The organism is Clostridium sp. TJA020, from assembly GCF_058310295.1.
On sequence record NZ_JBZEFC010000004.1, the window covers coordinates 63,812 to 85,541 of the forward strand.

A 21,730-nucleotide genomic window follows, 5' to 3' on the forward strand; every position below is an offset into this window, starting at 1 on the left:
ATTCCTCCATTATTCTGACAACATTAAATAAACAAAATACGGAACACCTATTATAGCTACTACAATTCCTACTGGAACTTCTATTGGTGCTAGTAAATTTCTTGAAATTGTATCTCCTATTAGTAAAATTAAAGTTCCAATAAGTGCTGCTATTGGTATAAGTGTATTATGATTCGGACCAACTAATTTTCTTGCAATATGTGGAGATATAAGTCCCAAAAAAGATATACTTCCTGCAACAGACGTTGCAACACCAGCCAATATAACTGCATAAATAATTAATTTTCCTCTTTCTCTTTCAACATTTATTCCAAGATTAATTGAAACTTCATCACCTAAATTTAATATATCTAAATATCTTGATTTATATATTGTAAGAGTCATAAATACAATTATTAATGGTGCTATTGCCATAACATATTTCCAATTTGAACCCCATATACTTCCCTGTGTCCATGCCATTACTCTATTGAATTCTTGTGTAGTAAATTTTAATTGAAATATAGTAAGTATTGATGAAAAAGTTATGTTAATACCTATTCCTACTAAAATCAATCTTGAAGAACTTATTCCATTTTTCCATGCTAAAATGTAAATTAAAAATGCCCCAAATAAAGCTCCTGAAAGTGCCACTATTGGCATAGTAAATATGGTAAAATTACTTACACCTTCATAAACATTACCATTCATAAAAAAAATATATACTACTACAAAAAGTGCAGCACCTGAGTTTATTCCAAGTATTCCTGAATCAGCCAAATCATTTTTAGTAACTCCTTGAAGTAACGTACCTGCTGTTGCAAGTGCTGTTCCAACTAATAATGCAATTATTATTCTAGGTAATCTAATGTCAAATATAACTATATTATGACTTTTACTTCCTTGTCCTATTAGTGTTTTTATTACTTCTAACGGATTCATAGAAAAAGATCCAAGGTTTAAGCTAATTAAAAATGTAGCAAAAATTAAAGCTATTAAAATTAACAATATAAATATATTTTTTTTATTTCTCATTAATTACCTCTCTCCTTTTCTAATTAAATATATAAATATTGGAGCTCCAATTAAAGCTGTTAATGACCCTACGGGTGTTTCATATGGTGGATTTATCATTCTTGATATAATGTCCCCATATACAAGTAATACAGCTCCAACTATTAAAGAAGTAGGTATTATATATTTAAAATCTGAACCAACTACTTTTTTGACTATTTGTGGAACTATAAGACCTACAAAAATAATATTTCCAGCTACAGCTACAGATGCTCCAGTTAATAAAATTACTATAAAAATAGAAATTAATCTTACTCTATTAGTATTTTCACCAAGACCTATTGCAACTTCTTCACCTAAACTTAAAATTGTAATCTTAGGCGAAATTATCATTGCTAATAAAACTCCAATAGTTCCAATAATGCTTAATAAATAAACACTCTCCCATTTTACCCCAATTAATCCACCTGATATCCAGAAACTTAATTGTTGTGATAAATTAAAATACATTGCTACTCCAACAGCTAAAGATATTAATAAAGTTCCTATTGCAGTTCCAGATAAGGCTAATTTTACAGGATTAACTTTTCTAGTTGTTCTTGAACTTATGAAATAAACTAAAACTCCACTTATACTTGCTCCAAAAAATGCAAATATCATAAGTCCAAAACTTCCTATAACTAATTTGGGATTTAATATTTGTAAAGCAAAAGCCATAGATATAGTAAAGGTTGCCCCTTGAGTAATTCCCATTACTGAAGGATCTGCTATTGGGTTTCTTGTTATCCCTTGTATTATAGCTCCTGAAACTGCTAAAAACCCTCCAACTAATGCAGATACAAGAGCCCTAGGTATTCTTATATCTCTTATTATTTTTATATTTACATCATCTCCATTATTGAATATGCTTTTTAAAATTGTAAATAAATCTATTTCTTTAGCTCCAAATGATATAGAAATCCAAAGCCCTAGTAACAATAAAATCGTTCCTATTACTATCAAGCTATATGTATTTATCTTCCTCTTTCTTTTTTTATTCATTTAGCCTCCTAAACTATACTTATAAACTTATAATTAAGAAGGTGGCTTCTATTATTGCCACCTTCTTAATTATTTTAATAATTCTTCTTTAATTGATTCTAAAATTAATTCTTTTCCTATAGGATTATATACTTGAGTAAAATATGGACTTGTATTAAGCATTACAACATTTCCATTTTTCACTGCTCTTATTTGTGACCAAACATTACTTTTATCTAAATCTTTTTTATTTGATTCATCTGCAATTACAACAATATTATCAGCATCTATTTTAGTTAATCCTTCCATAGTAACTTGTGGAAGCGTTATATTATCTTGCTTTGGCATATTTTCAGGTCTAGATAACTTCATATCATCATATAATATTGAACCTATACCAGCATCAGTAAATACTAAAAATGACCCTTGGCTAGCAAGTACTGGTAAATATGTTTCTTTTGCATTTTTAGCTATTACTTCTTTTCCTAATTCTTCTGCTTTTTTATCATAATTTGAAAGCCATGTATTTGCTATATCCTCCTTTTCAAATAACTTTCCAATATCAGTTAACCTACTTCTCCAATCATTTGCATAATCTTTTATCATAATTGTTGGAGCTATATCTTTTAACTGATCATAGATTTTTTCTTGTCTTTCACTCATTATAATTAAATCTGGATTGCAAGAAAGTATTGCTTCCATATCCATAGTTTCCATCATTGAGTGTCCTACAACTTTAGTTTCTTTAAATTTATCGCTCATATAACTTGGAACCTTAGTTGTGTCATACGAGTCTATATTAGCTGTTCCAACAGGAGTATATCCTAAAATTATTAAATCTTCACTACTTCCTGATATATCAACTATTCTTTGAGGGTTTGTTGGTACTTCAATATCTCCTTTTAAAGTACTCACAACCCTTTTTACTGATTCTTTATTATCTTCTTTACTTGTGTTTCCACATGCAACAAATGTAGCCATTGATATAACCGATATTGCTACCAAAATTAACGATTTTAATTTCTTCATTAATATATTCCTCCTAAATTACAATTCCTTTTTAAATGATAATGAATATCATAATCGTAAAGTAATTATATATTTATTTTATCTATCAGTCAATTATTATCACAATTTATTTTCAAAGTAATATTTTCCATATTTATTTTTTATTATTTTTTCAATTAAGCTATAATATCTTCACATAATATTCCCTATAAATATAAAATATTAAATTAATTTCATAAAAAAAAGATAGCCATTTTTAATAGCTATCTTTTTTATCACATATAAATTATAGAAATAAAATTAAAATTTATCTAATAATATTATTCTATAAATTCATTCAAAATTTATATTTAAATTCCTACTAATTTCTAAATAATACTATTATCTTTTTTCATATAAGCCTTATATTATTATAAAATTATTTTTAAACAACTATTTATATATAATATAATTTAAATTAATTAACTTAAAAATATAAATTTTAATAACACTTATAATTAAATATTTATAAAAAACTCTATAACAAAGTTATAGAGTTTCTTAAAAGCACATTATTAATAAAATATTTTGTTTTTAAATTAAATAAGATTTGCAGTTTCTTTAGCAATCATAAGTTCTTCATTAGTTGGAACAACATAAGCTTTAACTTTTGAATTCTCTGTTGAAATTTCTCTTAACTTTCCTCTTACTTTATTCTTTTCTCTATCTAATTCAATTCCTAAAAACTCTAAATCTTTTAAACATTCTTCTCTAGTTTCTGGTGAGTTTTCTCCAACACCTGCTGTAAATGCTATTGCATCTACTCCACCCATAGCAATAATATATGATCCAATAAATTCTCTAATCTTATAGTGGAATATATCTAAAGCAAGTTGAGCTCTTTCATTTCCTTCTGCTGCAGCATCTTCAATATCTCTAAAATCTGAACTTACTCCTGATATTCCTAAAACACCTGAATCTTTATTTAAAGAATTATTAACTTGTTCCATAGTATATCCACATTCATTTACTAAGAAAGGAATTATTGATGGATCTATATTACCTGATCTTGTCCCCATTGGAACTCCAGCAAGTGGTGTGAATCCCATTGAAGTTTCTATACACTTTCCATTTTTAACTGCAGCTAAACTAGCTCCATTACCTAAATGACAAGTTATAATTTTTAAGTCCTTTATATCTTTACCCATTGCATCTGCAAGTTTTTGTGATACATACTTATGTGAAGTTCCATGGAATCCATATTTTCTTATTTGATGTTTATCATATAAATTATAATCAATAGCATATATATATGCCTTCTTAGGTAATGTTTGATGGAATGCTGTATCAAAAACTCCTACCATCGGAACATTTGGCATTAATTTTTGACATGCTTTTATTCCTATAATATTAGCAGGATTATGAAGTGGTGCAAGTGGTGATATTTCTTCTAAATATTTTATAACATCTTCATCAATTACAACTGACTCTGAATATCTTTCTCCTCCATGTACAACTCTATGTCCAACAGCCTTTATTTCATCTAAACTTGATATTACTCCAATGTTTTCATCTATTAATGCTTTAAGAACTAGTTCTATAGCATCATTATGATCTTTTATTGATTCTTCTATAATACTTTTTTCACCATTTTTTTTATGAACTAATCTAGATCCTTCTAACCCAATTCTCTCTACTAGACCAGTAGCTATTGCTTCCTCATTTTCCATATTTATTAATTGGTACTTCAAAGATGAACTACCACAATTGATTACAAGTACTTTCATATTATTAACCTCCAATAAATTTACAAAATAAAATATAAGTAATCCTCCCTAAAAGCATTAAAAGCCTTATTATACACCCTAATGTAAGCCTTTACTTGTAACCTATTGTAACTTCTGACTTATTCCATGTCAACATTTTCATTAGAAATTTAATATTTTTAAAGATAATATTTTAAAAATAATTAAAAATATTATACTTTTTATTTTATTTTTAATATAGTCAAAAAATTTAATATATTCTTACTATTATTTTACATCAAAATTTAAAATTTATAAAAAAGATGCTTATATATTTATAAACATCTTTTCAAAAATATATTTTTTTAATAATATCTAAATTAGTCAAATTATATTAATTATGTCATAGTATACATATATTATTAATAATTACTTAAACAGTTTTATACTCTATTATAATTCTTTTAAATTTAACCCTTCACTAACTCTCCTACCAAATTCAGGATCAACATTTTTAAAATTTTCTATAGCCTTTAATTGTATTTCGCAATCTACTTCCCACATATCTGCTATTATATTATCAATCAATGTTTCTCTTTCTTTTTCACTCATAGTTCTAAATCTCTCACCAGCTTGTTTAAAATTATCATTTTTGTCTATTTCTTCTCTAACTACATATCCCTCAACAAACTTTGGTTTTTGATGACCTTGTGGATAATCAATAGGCTTATTATTATTTAATTTATTAGGCTTATAATTAACTTTACCTTCATTATAATAATATCTCATTTGTCCATCTTGAGTATTATTTATAACATCAACTTTAGGCCTGTTTATAGGTAACTGTTGAAAATTAGAACCTATTCTATGTCTTTGACTATCTTTATAAGAAAATCCTCTTCCTTGTAATAACTTATCTGCTGATAATTCTATACCAGGGACTAAATTTGCTGGACAAAAAGCTATTTGCTCAATTTCTCCGAAGAAATTTTTAGGATTTTCATTCAAAGTCATTTTACCTACATCAATTAATGGAAACTTATCTTCTGGCCAAGTTTTTGTTGCATCCAAAGGATTAAAATCTAATGATTGTACTTGACTTTCTTTCATAATTTGCACTTTAAATTTATATTCAACTACATTTCCTTTTTCTATATGCTCATATAAATCTCTTACTGCTACATCAGGATCTAAACCTGCAAGCATCTCTGCTTCTTTTCTATCAATAGTTTTTACACCAAGAAGCGGAACCCAATGGTATTTTATAAACACCCTTTCTCCTTTATCATTAACCCATACATAAGTATTTACACCAAATCCCCCCATTGTTCTATAGCTTTTTACAGTTCCAAGATCTGAAAAAAGAAAAGTTATCATATGAGTTGACTCTGGACTACTTGAAATAAAATCCCAAAATCTATTTTTATCCATTAAATTATTATCAGGAGATGGTTTAAATGAATGTACCATATCCGGAAATTTCATAGCATCTCTTATAAAAAATACCGGTATATGATTACCAACTATATCTAAAATACCTTCATCTGTATAAAATTTTGTTGCAAATCCCCTTGGATCCCTAAGCGTATCAGCAGAGCCTCTAGCCCCAATTACTGTTGAAAATCTTACTGCTACTGGTATCTTCTTACCTACTTCAGTAAAAACTTTTGCTATAGTATATTCTTTCATTGACCTAGTTAATTCAAAATAACCTTTAGCTCCAGCTCCTTTAGCATGAACTACCCTTTCTGGTATCCTTTCTCTATCAAAACTTGCTAACTTTTCAATTAAATTTAAATCTTCTAATAAAGCTGGTCCATTTTTTCCTACAGTTAAAGAATCCTTATCATTACTTATTGGGTTACCTACATTATTAGTCATATATTTATCTTCATTATTGTAACATCTCTTTGATCTATGTTTTCCCATATAATCCTCCTATTTATATATTTATAATTAATATATAAATAGAACTTAAACTATATTACTACTTCTGATTAAATAAACATTATTAAACTTATTGCCATTACAGCCATTCCTGCAATTAATCCATATATAGATATATGATGTTCTCCATATTTTCTAGCTGTAGGTAACAATTCATCTAATGATATAAATACCATAATACCTGCAACAGATGATAAAAGTATACCTAATGTTATATCATTTATGATATTTCTAAGTAATGTGTAACCAATTATTGCTCCTAGAGGCTCTGACATACCTGAAAGAAATGAATATAAAAATGCTTTTTTCTTATCTCCAGTAGCATAGTAAATAGGTACAGACACTGATATTCCTTCAGGAATATTATGAATAGCTATTGCTATTGTTATTGGTATAGCTAAACTTACATCATTTAATGCAGAAACAAATGTAGCAAGTCCCTCTGGAAAATTATGAATTGTAATTGCAATAGCAGTAAAAACTCCAGTTCTTAAAAGAGATTTATTTTTATTAATTTTATCTTCATTTATATCTTCAATTTTTTTAATTTCATGAGGATTTTCTTCACTAGGAACTAACTTGTCTATAATTGCAATTATAAAAATCCCACAAAAAAATGCTATTACATTAACTATACTTCCAACTTTCTCCCCTAAAGCTAATACAAGAGATTTATTTGCTTGTTGGAATATTTCTATCATAGAAACATATATCATTACACCTGCTGAAAATCCTAAACTTAAACACAAAAATCTAGTATTAGTCTTTTTTGCAAAAAAAGCTATAAAACTTCCTATCCCCGTAGCTAATCCTGCTATTAATGTTAATAAAAAAGCTGTAAATACACTATTCATTCTACCACCTCATTTCTAATTGAAAATTATTATCAATTATACTATTAGAATTGTTTTTTGTCTATATTAATATATTAAAATAAAAAAAGAGAGTAACTATAGCTACTCTCTTTTTTTATTAGTCTAACTTGTTTAATACTGATTCTCCAATAGTTCCTTCTGGCATTTTTACACCAAAGTTATCTGCTATAGTAGCACCTATTGTTGCAAAAGTATTTGCATCTTCTAATAATCCATCGCCTTTCATTGAAGGTGAATATGCTAAGAATGGTACATATTCTCTTGTATGGTCTGTTCCACTATATGTTGGATCATTTCCATGATCTGCTGTTATTATTAATAAATCATCATCTTTTAATTTATCTAATACTTTCCCTAAATTAACATCAAATTTTTCTAGTTCTTCAGCATAACCTTTTGGATTTCTTCTATGTCCCCATAGTGCATCAAAATCAACTAAATTAACAAAACATAATCCATTAAAATCTCTATCCATTATTTCTAATGTTTGTTCCATTCCATGAACTGAACTTTTTGATTTATTTCCTTCTGTAATTCCTTCACCATCAAATATATCCTTGATTTTACCTACTGAAATTACATCAAAATTATTATCTTTTAATTCATTAAGTACAGTTCTTCCATATGGCTTTAATGCGTAGTCATGTCTATTGCTAGTACGTTTAAATGATCCTTTTTTATCTCCAATGTATGGTCTTGCAATTATTCTTCCAACTTTCCATTCATCTTTAAGAGTTATTTCTCTTGCAATCTCACAACATCTATATAACTCATCTAATCCAAAAGTTTCTTCATGACCACAAATTTGAAGTACAGAATCTGCTGATGTATAAACAATCATATCTCCTGTCTTCATTTGGTGTTCTCCAAGTTCATCTAATATCTCTGTTCCACTAGCACTTTTATTTCCAACTATATTATGACCAGTTCTCTTTGATAATTCATCTAATAATTCTTTAGGAAATCCTGTATCAGTGAATGTTTTAAAAGGTTTTGTAATGTGTAAACCCATCATCTCCCAGTGTCCAGTCATTGTATCTTTACCAACACTTGCTTCACCCATTCTCATTTGATATCCTAAAGGCTTTTCTACTTTATCAACATGCTTCACTTTATGAAGATTTGATATTCCCATCTTTTGTAGATTAGGAATTTTAAAACTTTCTACTGATTCAGCTATATGTCCAAGTGTATCTACATTTACATCACCATATTTTTCTGAATCAGGCATAGCTCCAATTCCTAGTGAATCAATTACTATTGTAAAAACTCTTTTATATTTTCCCATATTGAAAATACCTTCTTCCTGCGTCTATTTGCTATTTTCTTTATCTAATTTAATTAAATTTCTTATTGCTTCTACTGCTACCTTTATAGCTCTTTCTGTATCATGAACTTGAACATTTTCAAGTCCTCTCTTTTCTCTTTCTTGGTTTGCTACAGTTAGGAAAACAGCTCCTGTTCTAACTCTTAAGTAACTTCCTACTATAAATAATGCTGCACCTTCCATTTCTGAAGCTAAGCATCCACATTTAACCCAAGCATCCCATTTATTTAATAAATCATATCCTATTGGTTTTGTTTCTGGTGAATGTTGTCCATAAAATGAATCTTTTGATTGCGCTACTCCAACATGATAAGGAGCTTTTAATGTTTTAGCTGCTGAAACTAAAGAATTAACTACATCTAAGTTAGCTACTGCTGGGAATTCTATTGGAACATATTCTCTTGTTGTTCCTTCTGCTCTAATTGAACCTGTTGCTATTACAAGATCTCCACCTTTTACATCAAGGTCCATACCACCACATGTACCTACTCTTATGAAAGTATCAGCTCCACAATTAACTAATTCTTCTAAAGCTATTGCAGCTGATGGACCACCAATACCTGTTGATGTAACACTTACTTTAACACCATCTAAATATCCAGTGTAAGTTACATATTCTCTGTTATCTGCAACAAGTTCAGCATTATCAAAGTATTTAGCAATTTTTGCACATCTTTTTGGATCTCCTGGCATAATTACATATCTTCCAACTTCTCCTGGTGCTACTGCTATATGATATTGTCTATCAGAACCTTCTGTATAAATTAACTTTTTATTAGAATTTTGTTCATTGCTCATTTTTATTGCCTCCTAAAACTTAAAACTTTAACTTGTCTATTTTCTTGTATGATTTATATATAAATAATATCATGCACTATAACCCTTGTCAATCGTTTACACTTTTTTTCATTTTTTATATTTGCTATTTTTTTAAAATATTTTATAATTTATATTATAGAAAACAAATACTTAAAACAAACTTGTATGCAACTTGTCCGATTATTAGAAAGGTTGATTTAATGGATACTATTAATATAAATGTAATAGACACTGCAAAAGAACTACGCTATGTAACTGTTTATAATAAACTTTTTAAAATGATAACAGAAGGTTCCTTTTCTGAACATAGTAGACTTCCATCTGAGCCTGATCTTGCTAAAACTTTAGGTGTAAGTAGAAGTACACTTCGTCAAGCATTATCATTGCTTCAAGATGATGGTCTTATAAAAAACATACGTGGAAAAGGTAATTTTATAACAAAAAAATCATCAGCTCCTAAAATAGGTCTTGAAAAAATAGGACATGTTATATATAAATGTTTAGACCATGAAATTGATAATATTGAATTTGATTTAAAAATACAACCACCTTCAGATTATTTTGCAAAAATACTTGGAAAAGAATCTGTAGCTACTGTTGGAATAGATAGATGGTATATTCATAAAGGAACCACTATAGCTTATATCTTTACAATAATGCCAATTGAAGCAATATCTTCTTTTAATCTTAATTTAAATAATAAAAAAGAGCTTTTAAATTTTGTTGAAGAAAGAGTTTATAATGAATGCACCGATGCCTTAGTTGATATAAAATTTTCAACAGCCGGTAGCTTCGTAACAAAAAGTCACCCTATTTCTTGTGAAAAACAATTTTATTTAATAGAAGAAGCTATTTATAAAAACAATAAATACCCAATAGTATTTAATAAAAATTATATTCCTATGCAGTATGCAGATATAAAATTTCATCCAATAAAATAATAATTATTAATAATGAAGAAGATACTATCATAAACAGATTTAATTATTTAATGACAGTATCTTTTTATTTATCTTTTAATTATTTTCAAAATTCTTCTTATTTTAAACTTTAATAAACTATTCTTTTAAATTTATTGCGTATTTCATTTTAAAATAATATATTTATATTTTTATCTTTTTTCTACCTTAAATCCATCTTTTTTATTGACTACTTTTATTTTTAACTCATTAATAAGTTTTTCCATACTTTTAACCTGATTTACATATTTTATATTATTTTTGCTTACTAATTTTTCTATCATGGTTATTATATCTTTCTTTTCTTCTTGAGATAACTTTATATTATTTTTTATTAATTCTCTATTTATATAAGTTAAAGTAGTCCATATTTGATCACTTTTTATATTATTTATATCCATAAGAACCCACGTAAAGTTTTTTCTTCTTTCTTTTGCAGGATATGCTTTTTTAAAAAACTTAATAAAGCTATTTTCCTTTTTTGGATCTTTATCTTTAACTAACTTTCCAAGTTTTCCTTTAAGTGTATTTTTTAAATACATCATAGTATTTGGCTTTATTGCATTTCCCATCGCTTCTATACATTCATAAATATAGTTATAAGTTTCTTGTATCTTTTCTGAATCTACATCTTCTTGCTTAAAAACACTTGTAAGTTCTATATATTCTAATATAGTCTTTTTAGAATTTAATTTTTCTCCATATAACTCATTTAAAAGTTCTTCTGCTCCTAAATTATTTATAAGTACTACATCTATTAATTCTTTATCCATAGTTTTCTCACTTTCTTTTTTAATATTAAACATAAAATAGATTATAACATTTTATAATTATTTATAATATATAAATTTTAAATAACTTAATTTTAAATAAAAAATAGAAAGTACAATTAATTATACTTTCTATCTTTATTATTTAAAGGTTAAAGAAATTATAAGCAGCGCCAATTAAACCTGCATCATTTTCATGCTTACACTTTTCTATTTTACATTCAACAAAGTGCCACCATGGTATTTCATTAAGTGCTTTATTTAACTCATCTATTAAGTCTTCTCTAGCACTTACCCCTCCACCTATTAAAATTTTTTCAGGATTTAATATTGAAGAAACATTATATATCATTCTTGCAATATTTCCATACCACTCTTTAATAATAGCTTTTATATTTTCATCATACTCAGCTTCCTCAAATATCTTATCTCCAAGTATCTTTTCTTTGCTATCTATATTTTTGTATTCCTTATACATATTAATTAGTGCTGTCATAGATGAATTTTCATTTAATCTTTGATAATTTTTCTTATCTTTTGTTATCATATAACAAAACTCACCGCCCTTAAACTGCTTACCTCTAATCAAATTATCATTTAAATAAATTCCTCCACCTATTCCAGTACCTATAGTTATACATATAAAATCTTCACATTCTGATGCATTTCCATTAAACTTTTCCGCTAAAGCAACACAGTTTGCATCATTTTCTACCTTTACAGTAAAACCACTTTTCCATTCTAAAACATCTTTTAATCTATAATTTTCTATAAATCTTAATGCACTACAAGCTAATGGAATACCTTCTTTATTATTTATAAAACCAGGCATGCTAATAGATACACCAAAAATATCTTTATTGCTTTTATATGAATCTATTATTTCACATAACTCATTTACAAAACTTTCTATACCACTTTTATTAGTTGGCTTTTTTCCACTATCTATAATATTTCCTAAATGGTCAACTAATCCATATTTAATAAAAGTTCCTCCAATATCTATAGAAATTATTTTTTTCATAAATGTTTCCCCATTTCTTAATAACTTATTTCCACCATTTGATGTCCATTTATTTTATTAACAGTAAATTCTAACTTTCCATCTATAATATTAAAATCTACATTTTCATTTTGTGGAACTAATTTAACTGACTTAATATTTTTATCTAATACCATATTTAAATTTAAATTATATATAGGAATTATATCCTCTATAACATCAATTCTTTGACATCTTCTTTCTGGAACATAATGAAGAAGATGAAGTATATATCTACTTTCTTTTTCTTGCTCATTTAAAGTACTTATTATTGTACTTGGCCCGTCATGTTTAACTAATCTATTATCAAGTAGCATATCAATAGCATTTATAAATAACTTTTTACACCATACTGAACCATAACTTTGATATTGTGAGAAGATTTTATGAGCAAAATAAATTGAGTTATCTCCTTTAATTATAGCTGGACCATAAACTTTTCCACTACTTGGTGCATGTTGATGCGAACAGAAATGTTCTGGTGTTCTATTAAAATATGGCTCTATTGAATATGATAAAACTTCAGCACCATCTTGTGCAGAAACCTTTAATGATTCTTCATACATAACATACTCTGTATTATATAAATCTTTAGATAAATTTCCTTCAGGAACTATAAATGTTGGTGCAAATTCTCCTTGTGATTCATAATTAACTTTTAAAAATGGAAGATTAAACTTATTTACTTCTTCATTTAATCCACCTTCATTAACGGCTATTACTTTACCACCATTTCTTACAAATGATTCTAATTTTTCTTTAAATTCATCATTTACTATAGTTCTTTCTGGTAAAACTAATAATTTGTACTTATTAAAATCCATTTTACTATCAATAATATCAAATTGAAGAGATGCTTCTTGTAACATTCTAGTTGCGCCAGTTATTGCAGGTTTTAGCCCAAATGGACTAACTGCATTATAATCTATAAACTCTTCTGGAGTAAATACAGCAATTTCGCAAACTTGCTTAGCATCTTCACACCATGGTTCTTTTTGTTCTACTTCACTATAAACTTTTCCAATTAAATCATAAACTTCTTTTGAAATTTTTCCACTTGGGTCTAATTGATCTCCAATTGAACATTTTGTATTTTGAGCTAACATATTAAAACATTCATATTGAAGTGCCGCTAAATTTTTGAATGAATGAAAATCTCCCCAATAAGTATGGAATTTACCTGTCATTCCTAAACAATCTTTACCTAAATTTCTAGCATATCTAACTGTTATAGGGAAATGCATATATCCCCATCCACCACTTGGTAATGATTCAATTTCAATATGACTATAAGAATCTATTGAATCCTTAAGTGCTGGACTTATATGAGAACCATTATAAAATATAGTTACATTTTCATTTATTTCTTTTACAAACTCAGTCATTTCATGTTTAAATTCATTTAACATCTTTTCTGAGAATTTTAATCTTTCACCTTTTATTGTATAATCTATTCCAAGCTCTTCCATACTCTTTTTACAATTTTCACAAGCACAAGGAACAACCATAACTATATCAAAGAATAATCCATCTGCCTCTGGAAACATTTCTAATATTTCTCTCACATGATTTTTAAGAAAATCTCTGTAAGGTGTATTAACACATAAAAATTCATAAAATCCTGGTTTTCCACCTTCACCTTTAATTATATTGCCGTCTAAATCTTTTGAAACCCACTCTGGATGTTCATCATAAGTAAACTTATCCCATTGAACTGGTAAATATATTGGCGCCTTTATGTTTCTTTCATGACAAGCTTCTATTTGCTCCTTTAATAAGTTTTTGTTTACTAAATTAGGATGAATTCTCTCTTTATTTATTTTTGAATCATAATACAAATAACCATGATGACATCTTGCAAAGCATGTTATTGAATTAACTCTAGCTTTTTCTAAAACTTCCCCAAACTCTTCTTTATTAAAATCTTTACCTATTCCTTCAATTAATGGACTTGTATGAAAATCTAAATGAACTTGTCTACTTCTTGTTTTATAACTCATAAATTCTTCTCCCCCAATTTTAAAATAATTATTCTTTTATCCCTTAACTGCTCCTGCTGTAATTCCTTTTTCAACATGTTTTTGACATGCTATATAAATTATTATTATTGGAATTATAAACATACATATAGCTGCAAATATTGCTCCCTTATCAGATGAATATCTTCCATTTAAACTCATAAGAGCTACTGAAATTGTATACTTTGCTTTATCAGTTAAGAACATAAGACCAAAAATAAATTCGTTATATACTCCTAAAAATGAGAATATAGAAATTGTTGCTGCTGCAGGTTTACTTAAAGGAAGTAATATTCCAAATAATAATCTTAAACGTCCACATCCATCAATAATTGCTGCTTCATCTATTTCCTTACTTATTCCTTTCATATAACCTGACATCATAAATATCGCAAAAGGTAATTGGAATGTTGCATATAAAAATATAAGTGGTATAAATTGATTTTTAAATCCATATCTATTTATAATATCTGCAATTGGAATTATTGTTGTATGCATTGGAATAGTTAATCCCATTACAAAATAAATTAATACTAAATTTCTAAGCTTAAACTTTGTTCTTGTTATTACATAAGCAACTAAAGTAGCTAAAATTACTACTAATATAGTTGTTGAAATAGCTAATAAAAATGAATTAAACACAGCCTTTGCAATATCTGCTTTATTTATTGCAGTTTGATAATTAGTAAAATCTAAACTTTCTGGAAGTGCAAAAGCATCACCGTATATTTGATTTGTACTTTTAAAAGATGACATAAGTGTAAATATTAATGGAGCAATACTAAATACAGCCCATAATATTGCACAAATATACATACCATATTTCATTAATTTATTTTCTTTATTATTTAACATATAATCCCTCCTATTCTAATCATCTTTTGACTTAAATACTCCATTTAATATTAATGTACATATAATTGCAGCCACTAATATTAACATACCTATTGAACTACCATATCCAAAATTATTGTATTTAAATGCTTGATCATATAATAAAGTTACTGGTACATCTGTAGCACCTCCTGGGCCTCCTCCAGTCATAATATAAATAATATCAAACACCTTAAATGACCCTACTATAGCTAATACAGAGAATATTTTGAAACTTTCCTTCATAAGAGGTAACACTATGTGTATTTGTTCTTTAAATCCATTAGCCCCATCAATTTTTGCAGCCTCAATTAACTCATCTGGTATATTAGTAAGTCCAGCTACAAATATTAACATGTTATATCCAATAAATACCCAAGCATTTACTAATGCAACTGTAAAAATAGCAAATTTAGGATTTCCAAGCCAATCTTGTGCTGCATTATTCATTCCTAAATTTATTAATAATGTATTTAAAGCTCCTCCTGATTTATAAAGTATTAATGTCCACATTAAACCTGTTGCTGCTGTTGGTAAAATTGAAGGTAAAAAATATACTGTTTTGAAAAATCTTTTTCCTTTAATATATCTGCTACTAACTAAAAGAGCTAACAGATACGCAAAAGGCATTATTACAAGAAAACTAACAGCTATAAAAATACCTACATTTTTTAAAGCATTATAAAAAGCTGGATCTTGGAATATATTAAAAAAGTTATCTAACCCAACGAACTTTTTAGGAACTGCTGGAATACCGTTCCACTTTACAAATGATAAATATAATGACTTAATAACAGGTGATATATAAAAGAAAGTATATAGACAAATTGCAGGAAGTATAAATAATATACATGCAGAATTATCCTTTAAACTCTTTTTAAATTTTGATTTCTTCATTTTATTATTTTTTTTATGTTCAACAATTTTATAATTACCTTCTTTAGGTTGTAAATTAAATTTTTCTTTAGCATTTTCTTTTGTCATTGTGTTATTTTCTAACCTTCCCATCCTTTACCTCCTAAACTTATTAATATTCTTTATTAGGTAAAACGGGTCGCAATATATACGACCCATAATATTTTTGCCTAATTAATATAGATTATTTTTTCATATCAGTTACTTTTTGTATTCTACTTAAAGTGTCATCAACACTTGTACCAGCAAACATACCTTGAATTGCATCTCTTATTTCTTCTCTTAATTGTGGATTTTTTGCATAATCTCCTGGCTCAAGTTTTGTATCTTTAACATCTACAAAAACTTCATTAAAAGATTTAGCAATTGGTGTAATATCATCAATTTTTTCCATTGTTGTTACTGGGAATATTCCACCCTTAGATAATTTTTGAGATTCATTATATGCTTGTTCATCAGTTAAATATTTTAATAATTTTATTGATGCTTCTAATTTTTCTTCTCCATTATTTGCTGCTAAGCTTATACCTTCTGAAGTACCTGAATGCCAATTATTTTTATATTCTGGGTGCTTCTCAAAATATGGGAAAGGAATAAAACCTATTTTATCTGGAATATCTGAATCATTTATTTGATTCATAAACCATGATCCATTTAAATGCATTGGTGTGTCACCATTTAAAAATAATGATTGTTCTGCACTTGAATCCATAGTTGTTACATTTTCTCCTAAATAACCTTTCTTTTGCCACTTTTGCATTAATTCAAACATTTCTTTCATAACAGGATCATTCCATTTAACTTTTCCATCAATAACATCTTTTGTATATTTAAAATCTGCTCTCTTTAATGCTAAGTTTGCTAAAAGATGTGCACCTCTGAAATTGTCTTTATCACCTAAAACAAATGGTGTTATACCCTTTGATAAAAATGAATCACAAACCTTTTCAAATTCCTCAATTGTTTTAGGTGGTTTTAAACCATTCTTTTCAAATAATTCTTTATTATAATAAATTCCTGTTGCGAAACATGAAACTGGAACACCATAAAATCCATCAACACCTTCAAATTTCCATGCTTCTAACATTGTTGGTATATATTTATCAGCCCATTTCTTATCCTCACTTGCAACAGTGCTTAAATCTAAAAATAATCCATTTTCAACATATTCTTGAAATTGTGTTCCACCATAATTTACAAATAAGTCCGGTGCATCTCCTGTTGCAATAGATGTTTTAAACATATTATTATAAGTTGCTTCATCACCTATAGCTTCATGCTCAACCTTTATATTAGGATTTTCTTCCATAAATTTTTCAATTCTGCTGTTAATCATTATGTCATCAGGACCTTGATCACTACTATACCTTGATAACATTTTTATAGTTACTGTATCTCCTCCACCTTCTGCAGTAGTCTGTTTACTTCCGCATGCAACTAATGATGTCATAGTCATTGCAGCTAATATGCAAGCAATAATCTTTTTCCTCATAAAATATCCCCCCACACTTTTATTTTGGTTAATTTTATGATAACATTTACAATAATAGGTTTAAATGTATTATTTTTCATTTAGTTGTATTATTTTTAGAGTTTACATATTTTGTAAAATTTTAAGGAGGTTTTATGAATCAGTATAAAATTAAAGAAAAGATTATAAATAAATTAAATAATATTAAGTTTAAATCTATTAAAGATAAAGTATTTTACTTTTCTTTCTTTGTTTCTATTTCAATTATATTTTTAATTATTTTTACTTCTTATTTTTTTACATACAGGACACTAAAAAACACTTCAATTTCTAGAGAAAAAACTACTTTAGAATTAATTTCAAATCAAACAGAAATAACTTTAAATTTTGCAGAATCTAACTCCACAAATCTTATGGTTGATAATGATGTACAAACTATACTGAAAAAATGCTCATTAAATAATATATATCCTACTAAAGAAGAAATCTTAAAATTACAAAGAGAAATAGATAAAATTATGTATAAAGATTCTGTTATTTCTGGTGCTATCCTTCATTCTACAAACGGATTTAAAATGCAATCAAATAGCAAATTCATAAGTCTAATACATTCAAATCATATAACTATTGATTTTAATAAATGGTATGGTGGAATATTAGATATACAAGGAAAGCCAAATCTATATATATCAAGACAAATTTTTGATATGAATACAGGAAAACTAATTGGATATTTAGAGCTTTTCATTAAAGAAACCTTTCTTTCAGAAAATTATACAAACAATAAAGGCAAAAGTAATTATATAAATTTCTTTTTAATAAATGATGATGGATTTATAACTTCCTCTTCTAATAGTGAAGACATTACAAATAATATATATAAAAAAATACCTAACATTAAATTTGCTAATAAGGATAATCCATTTTTAATTATTGAAGATAAATCGAAAGATAAATTAACTCTTATGTTATATAATAATAAACTTAATTGGAATATAGTTGCTGATATATATTTAGAAGATATAATCCATGAAAAAGAATCTCTTATAATTTCATTAATAATTTTAATATTTATAGGACTTCTATGTTCTTATATACTATCAAAATTAATTTCAAAATCAATAATAAAACCTATTCATAACTTATATTATGCTATTGCTGAAGTAGAGAAAGGTAATTGGTCTACTGAAATAAAAATTACATCATCAGACGAAATTGGGATTTTATCTAAAAAATTTAATCATCTAATTGTATATATTAAAAATCTTTTAGATAAAATCAAATACGAACAAAATAAGAAAAAGGAATTTGAATTTGAATTAATACAACTTCAAATAAAACCCCACTTTTTATATAATTCACTTGAAAATATATCTGCTCTTATAGAGCTAGAAAAGAATGATGAAGCTGTTAATATGCTAGAAAATCTTTCAACATTTTATAGAAGTATATTAAATAAAGGCAATACATTCATTACAATTAAAGAAGAAATATCTTTAACTGAAAATTACTTAAAAATTATGAAGTACAGATATTATGATATTTTTGATTACAAAATAAACTATGATAAATCTATTGAAAATTTTACTTGTCTTAAATTACTTTTACAGCCCCTAGTTGAAAACTCTATATATCACGGAATTAAAAATAGTAAAACAAAAGGGCTTATAAATATTGATATAGAAAAATTTAAGAATAATATTAAAATAATTATAAAAGATACCGGAATTGGAATGACAGAAAGTGAGTTAAAAAGAGTTATTGAAGGTAAAATAGCCTCCTCTTCAAAAGGTGGATTTGCTGTTAAAAATACTATAGAAAGATTAAATTTATTTTATGATAAAAATTGTACCTTTAATATTATAAGTAAAAAGAACATAGGAACTACTATAATTATAACTATTCCTGCAATTTATAAAAAATAGAAAGGAGACCTTTTTATGATAAATATACTTTTAGTTGATGATGAATATTTAATACGAGCTAAAATAAATAAATACTTAAAGGATAGTATATTTAAATTTGATAATATTTATGAAGCATCAAACGGGTTAGATGCTTTAGAAATAATTAAAAGCAATAATGTAGATATTGCAATAGTAGATATTCAAATGCCATTAATTAATGGAATTGAATTCGTAAAAATTTTAAGAGAAGAATACTATGAAACTAAAATTATATTTTTAACTGGCTTTGAAAAATTTGAATATGCAAGACAAGCTATTCAATACAACATTATTGAATATTTATTAAAACCAATAAAAAAAGATGAACTTTATAATTCAATTGAAAAATGCTTTTCAATTATATATTCTGAACAAAAAAACTTAATAGCTTTAAATGAAATAAATGAAAAAAAGAAATATCAATTTATTATTGATTCTTTATGTGAAGACTTGAATTTAAATTACTCTCCATTAACTATTAAAGATAATTTAAACTTAGTTGTTTCAGTAGAATTAAGTAAAACATCTTATATAATAGACTTGTATAAATTTTTAGATAATAATTTTAAAAGTTATGATGTAATATATGGTCTTTCAAAATATAATAAAATATTAATTTTAGATTGCACTTATTCTGAAAATATTAAAAATTTATTTTTATCCCTTATAAATACTAAATTAGTAGATTACTGCTATTTTAGTGCATCAACTAATAAAATAAAAGATAAAGTATTTGAGTGTTTAACAGTATTTCCATCCAAAATATTTTTTAATAAAAATTGCATATTTTTATTTGAAGAAATAAAATATAAATCATTATCTCTTCCTAATAATTTAAAGTTAGATTTTGAATTATTAGCTAGAACAAATTCAAAAGATAAACTTATATCTAAGCTTATATATTATATGTATGAAATAGAAAAATTTAAAGATATAAATGCTTTAAAAACATTAGTATCATATTTCCTTACAGCCTTAGATATTGTAATTTTAAAAGATGAAAGTAGTTTATCATTAATAGATATGGACTACATAATAAATAATTTATTATATTCTAGTAAAAGTCTAGAAGATATAAAAGTATATTGTATTAGTTATTACAATAAAATAATATCAATAAATAAGCCAACTAAACTTAATGACTCTACTAAAATTATAACAAAAGTTAAAAATTATATAGATAAAAATTATACATCTGAAAACCTAAACTTAGAATATTTATCTAATAAATTTTTTATAAATTCATCTCATCTAAGCTCTACATTTAAAAAAATTACTGGAGAAAGCTTAATTGAATATATAACAAAAAGACGTATAGATAAAGCTAAGTCATTAATCAAAAATAATGAAATAAAAATTTCCGAAATAGCTGAAAAAGTTGGATATAAAGACTATTATTATTTTAGCAAAATATTTAAAAAATATGTTGGTATACCTCCACTTAAATATAAACAGCTATCTTATGATACTATAAAAAATCAGTAAAACAACCTTATATGTTTTACTGATTTCTTTATATTTAAAATAATTTTTCAAAAGCTATTCTTTTACTATTATCTTCTAAATAAATGATACCACAATATTTAAAGCCATTTTTCTTAAGTAATTTTTGCATAGCTATATTGTCCTCATGAGTATCTATTTTTATACTATTTACTCCTCTATTTAAAGAAGTACTTTCTACATATTTTATAATATCAGAAGCTAATCCACTTCCCTTATAATTTTCATCTATAGCAATCCTATGTATAACACAAAATTCTCCATTACTAATCCATTTACCATCATGAATTTCATCATAAGTTTTTTCACCATCGAATGAAATAGCAAGTGTTGCTGCAATTTGATTATTTTTTATTACAACATAGCTTATATCATTTGAAATATCACTTTTTATAGATTTTTCATTTGGATATCCATTTTGCCATTGATCTACATTTTGCATTTTTAAACTTTTCTGTGCTGACTTTATAATTTTCATTATAACTTTCACATCTTCATAAGCTGATTTTCTTATTAACAT

The 21,730-nt window shown here is 26.2% G+C and carries 18 protein-coding genes; 3 read left to right on the plus strand and 15 right to left on the minus strand.

Annotated features, from left to right (window positions below):
* Nucleotides 1-9: 9 nt before the first annotated feature.
* The 8 genes from AC4FQ1_RS08255 to udp all read right to left on the minus strand — a co-directional run bounded on the left by AC4FQ1_RS08255 (nt 10) and on the right by udp (nt 9,692).
* Entirely contained in the window at nt 10-1,014 is a 1,005-nt protein-coding gene (locus AC4FQ1_RS08255; RefSeq protein WP_491169445.1) for a FecCD family ABC transporter permease, read from the minus strand.
* A gap of 3 nt (nt 1,015-1,017) precedes the next feature.
* Nucleotides 1,018-2,034 (minus strand): FecCD family ABC transporter permease, encoded by a 1,017-nt coding sequence (locus AC4FQ1_RS08260; protein ID WP_303129530.1) that lies wholly within the window; start codon nt 2,032-2,034, stop codon nt 1,018-1,020.
* 69 nt (nt 2,035-2,103) lie between these two features.
* Nucleotides 2,104-3,042 carry an ABC transporter substrate-binding protein gene (locus AC4FQ1_RS08265; protein ID WP_303129531.1) on the minus strand — a complete coding sequence of 313 codons (939 nt, stop codon included), beginning with the start codon at nt 3,040-3,042 and terminating at the stop codon, nt 2,104-2,106.
* Nucleotides 3,043-3,599: 557 nt separating this feature from the next.
* The gene (locus tag AC4FQ1_RS08270; protein ID WP_303129532.1) at nt 3,600-4,787 is read right to left on the minus strand and encodes an acetate/propionate family kinase; all 1,188 of its coding nucleotides are present in this window, start codon (nt 4,785-4,787) and stop codon (nt 3,600-3,602) included.
* Between the two features lie 411 nt (nt 4,788-5,198).
* Nucleotides 5,199-6,674, minus strand: a complete 1,476-nt coding sequence (locus AC4FQ1_RS08275) for a catalase (protein ID WP_303129533.1) — start codon at nt 6,672-6,674, stop codon at nt 5,199-5,201.
* 68 nt (nt 6,675-6,742) lie between these two features.
* Complete coding sequence (gene zupT, locus AC4FQ1_RS08280) at nt 6,743-7,546, minus strand: zinc transporter ZupT (protein ID WP_491169446.1); 804 nt, start codon at nt 7,544-7,546, stop codon at nt 6,743-6,745.
* A gap of 118 nt (nt 7,547-7,664) precedes the next feature.
* Nucleotides 7,665-8,855, minus strand: a complete 1,191-nt coding sequence (locus tag AC4FQ1_RS08285; protein ID WP_491169447.1) for a phosphopentomutase — start codon at nt 8,853-8,855, stop codon at nt 7,665-7,667.
* 24 nt (nt 8,856-8,879) lie between these two features.
* Nucleotides 8,880-9,692, minus strand: coding sequence for a uridine phosphorylase (gene udp, locus AC4FQ1_RS08290; RefSeq protein ID WP_303129536.1), 813 nt, complete (start codon nt 9,690-9,692; stop codon nt 8,880-8,882).
* A gap of 221 nt (nt 9,693-9,913) precedes the next feature.
* Here udp and AC4FQ1_RS08295 point away from each other — a divergent pair, with 221 nt between their 5' ends.
* The gene (locus AC4FQ1_RS08295) at nt 9,914-10,654 is read left to right on the plus strand and encodes a GntR family transcriptional regulator (protein ID WP_303129537.1); all 741 of its coding nucleotides are present in this window, start codon (nt 9,914-9,916) and stop codon (nt 10,652-10,654) included.
* 170 nt (nt 10,655-10,824) lie between these two features.
* Here the strand turns inward: AC4FQ1_RS08295 and AC4FQ1_RS08300 are convergent, their stop codons facing one another.
* The 6 genes from AC4FQ1_RS08300 to AC4FQ1_RS08325 form a co-directional block, all read right to left on the minus strand.
* Nucleotides 10,825-11,445, minus strand: a complete 621-nt coding sequence (locus tag AC4FQ1_RS08300) for a hypothetical protein (protein WP_491169494.1) — start codon at nt 11,443-11,445, stop codon at nt 10,825-10,827.
* A gap of 142 nt (nt 11,446-11,587) precedes the next feature.
* Nucleotides 11,588-12,466 carry an ROK family protein gene (locus AC4FQ1_RS08305; protein ID WP_303129539.1) on the minus strand — a complete coding sequence of 293 codons (879 nt, stop codon included), beginning with the start codon at nt 12,464-12,466 and terminating at the stop codon, nt 11,588-11,590.
* 17 nt (nt 12,467-12,483) lie between these two features.
* Complete coding sequence (locus tag AC4FQ1_RS08310; RefSeq protein WP_491169448.1) at nt 12,484-14,484, minus strand: beta-galactosidase trimerization domain-containing protein; 2,001 nt, start codon at nt 14,482-14,484, stop codon at nt 12,484-12,486.
* Nucleotides 14,485-14,520: 36 nt separating this feature from the next.
* The gene (locus tag AC4FQ1_RS08315; protein ID WP_303129541.1) at nt 14,521-15,357 is read right to left on the minus strand and encodes a carbohydrate ABC transporter permease; all 837 of its coding nucleotides are present in this window, start codon (nt 15,355-15,357) and stop codon (nt 14,521-14,523) included.
* Nucleotides 15,358-15,372: 15 nt separating this feature from the next.
* A complete protein-coding gene (locus tag AC4FQ1_RS08320) occupies nt 15,373-16,383 on the minus strand; it encodes a carbohydrate ABC transporter permease (RefSeq protein ID WP_303129542.1) in 1,011 nt (336 codons plus the stop codon).
* A gap of 91 nt (nt 16,384-16,474) precedes the next feature.
* On the minus strand, nt 16,475-17,782 hold the full coding sequence (locus AC4FQ1_RS08325; protein ID WP_303129543.1) for an ABC transporter substrate-binding protein: 1,308 nt from the start codon (nt 17,780-17,782) through the stop codon (nt 16,475-16,477).
* Nucleotides 17,783-17,916: 134 nt separating this feature from the next.
* Here AC4FQ1_RS08325 and AC4FQ1_RS08330 point away from each other — a divergent pair, with 134 nt between their 5' ends.
* Nucleotides 17,917-19,686 carry a sensor histidine kinase gene (locus AC4FQ1_RS08330; protein ID WP_491169449.1) on the plus strand — a complete coding sequence of 590 codons (1,770 nt, stop codon included), beginning with the start codon at nt 17,917-17,919 and terminating at the stop codon, nt 19,684-19,686.
* A 15-nt stretch (nt 19,687-19,701) separates the two neighbouring features.
* Nucleotides 19,702-21,192 carry a response regulator transcription factor gene (locus AC4FQ1_RS08335; RefSeq protein WP_491169450.1) on the plus strand — a complete coding sequence of 497 codons (1,491 nt, stop codon included), beginning with the start codon at nt 19,702-19,704 and terminating at the stop codon, nt 21,190-21,192.
* A gap of 34 nt (nt 21,193-21,226) precedes the next feature.
* Here AC4FQ1_RS08335 and AC4FQ1_RS08340 read toward each other — a convergent pair whose 3' ends face one another.
* The gene (locus AC4FQ1_RS08340) at nt 21,227-21,730 is read right to left on the minus strand and encodes a GNAT family N-acetyltransferase (RefSeq protein ID WP_491169451.1); all 504 of its coding nucleotides are present in this window, start codon (nt 21,728-21,730) and stop codon (nt 21,227-21,229) included.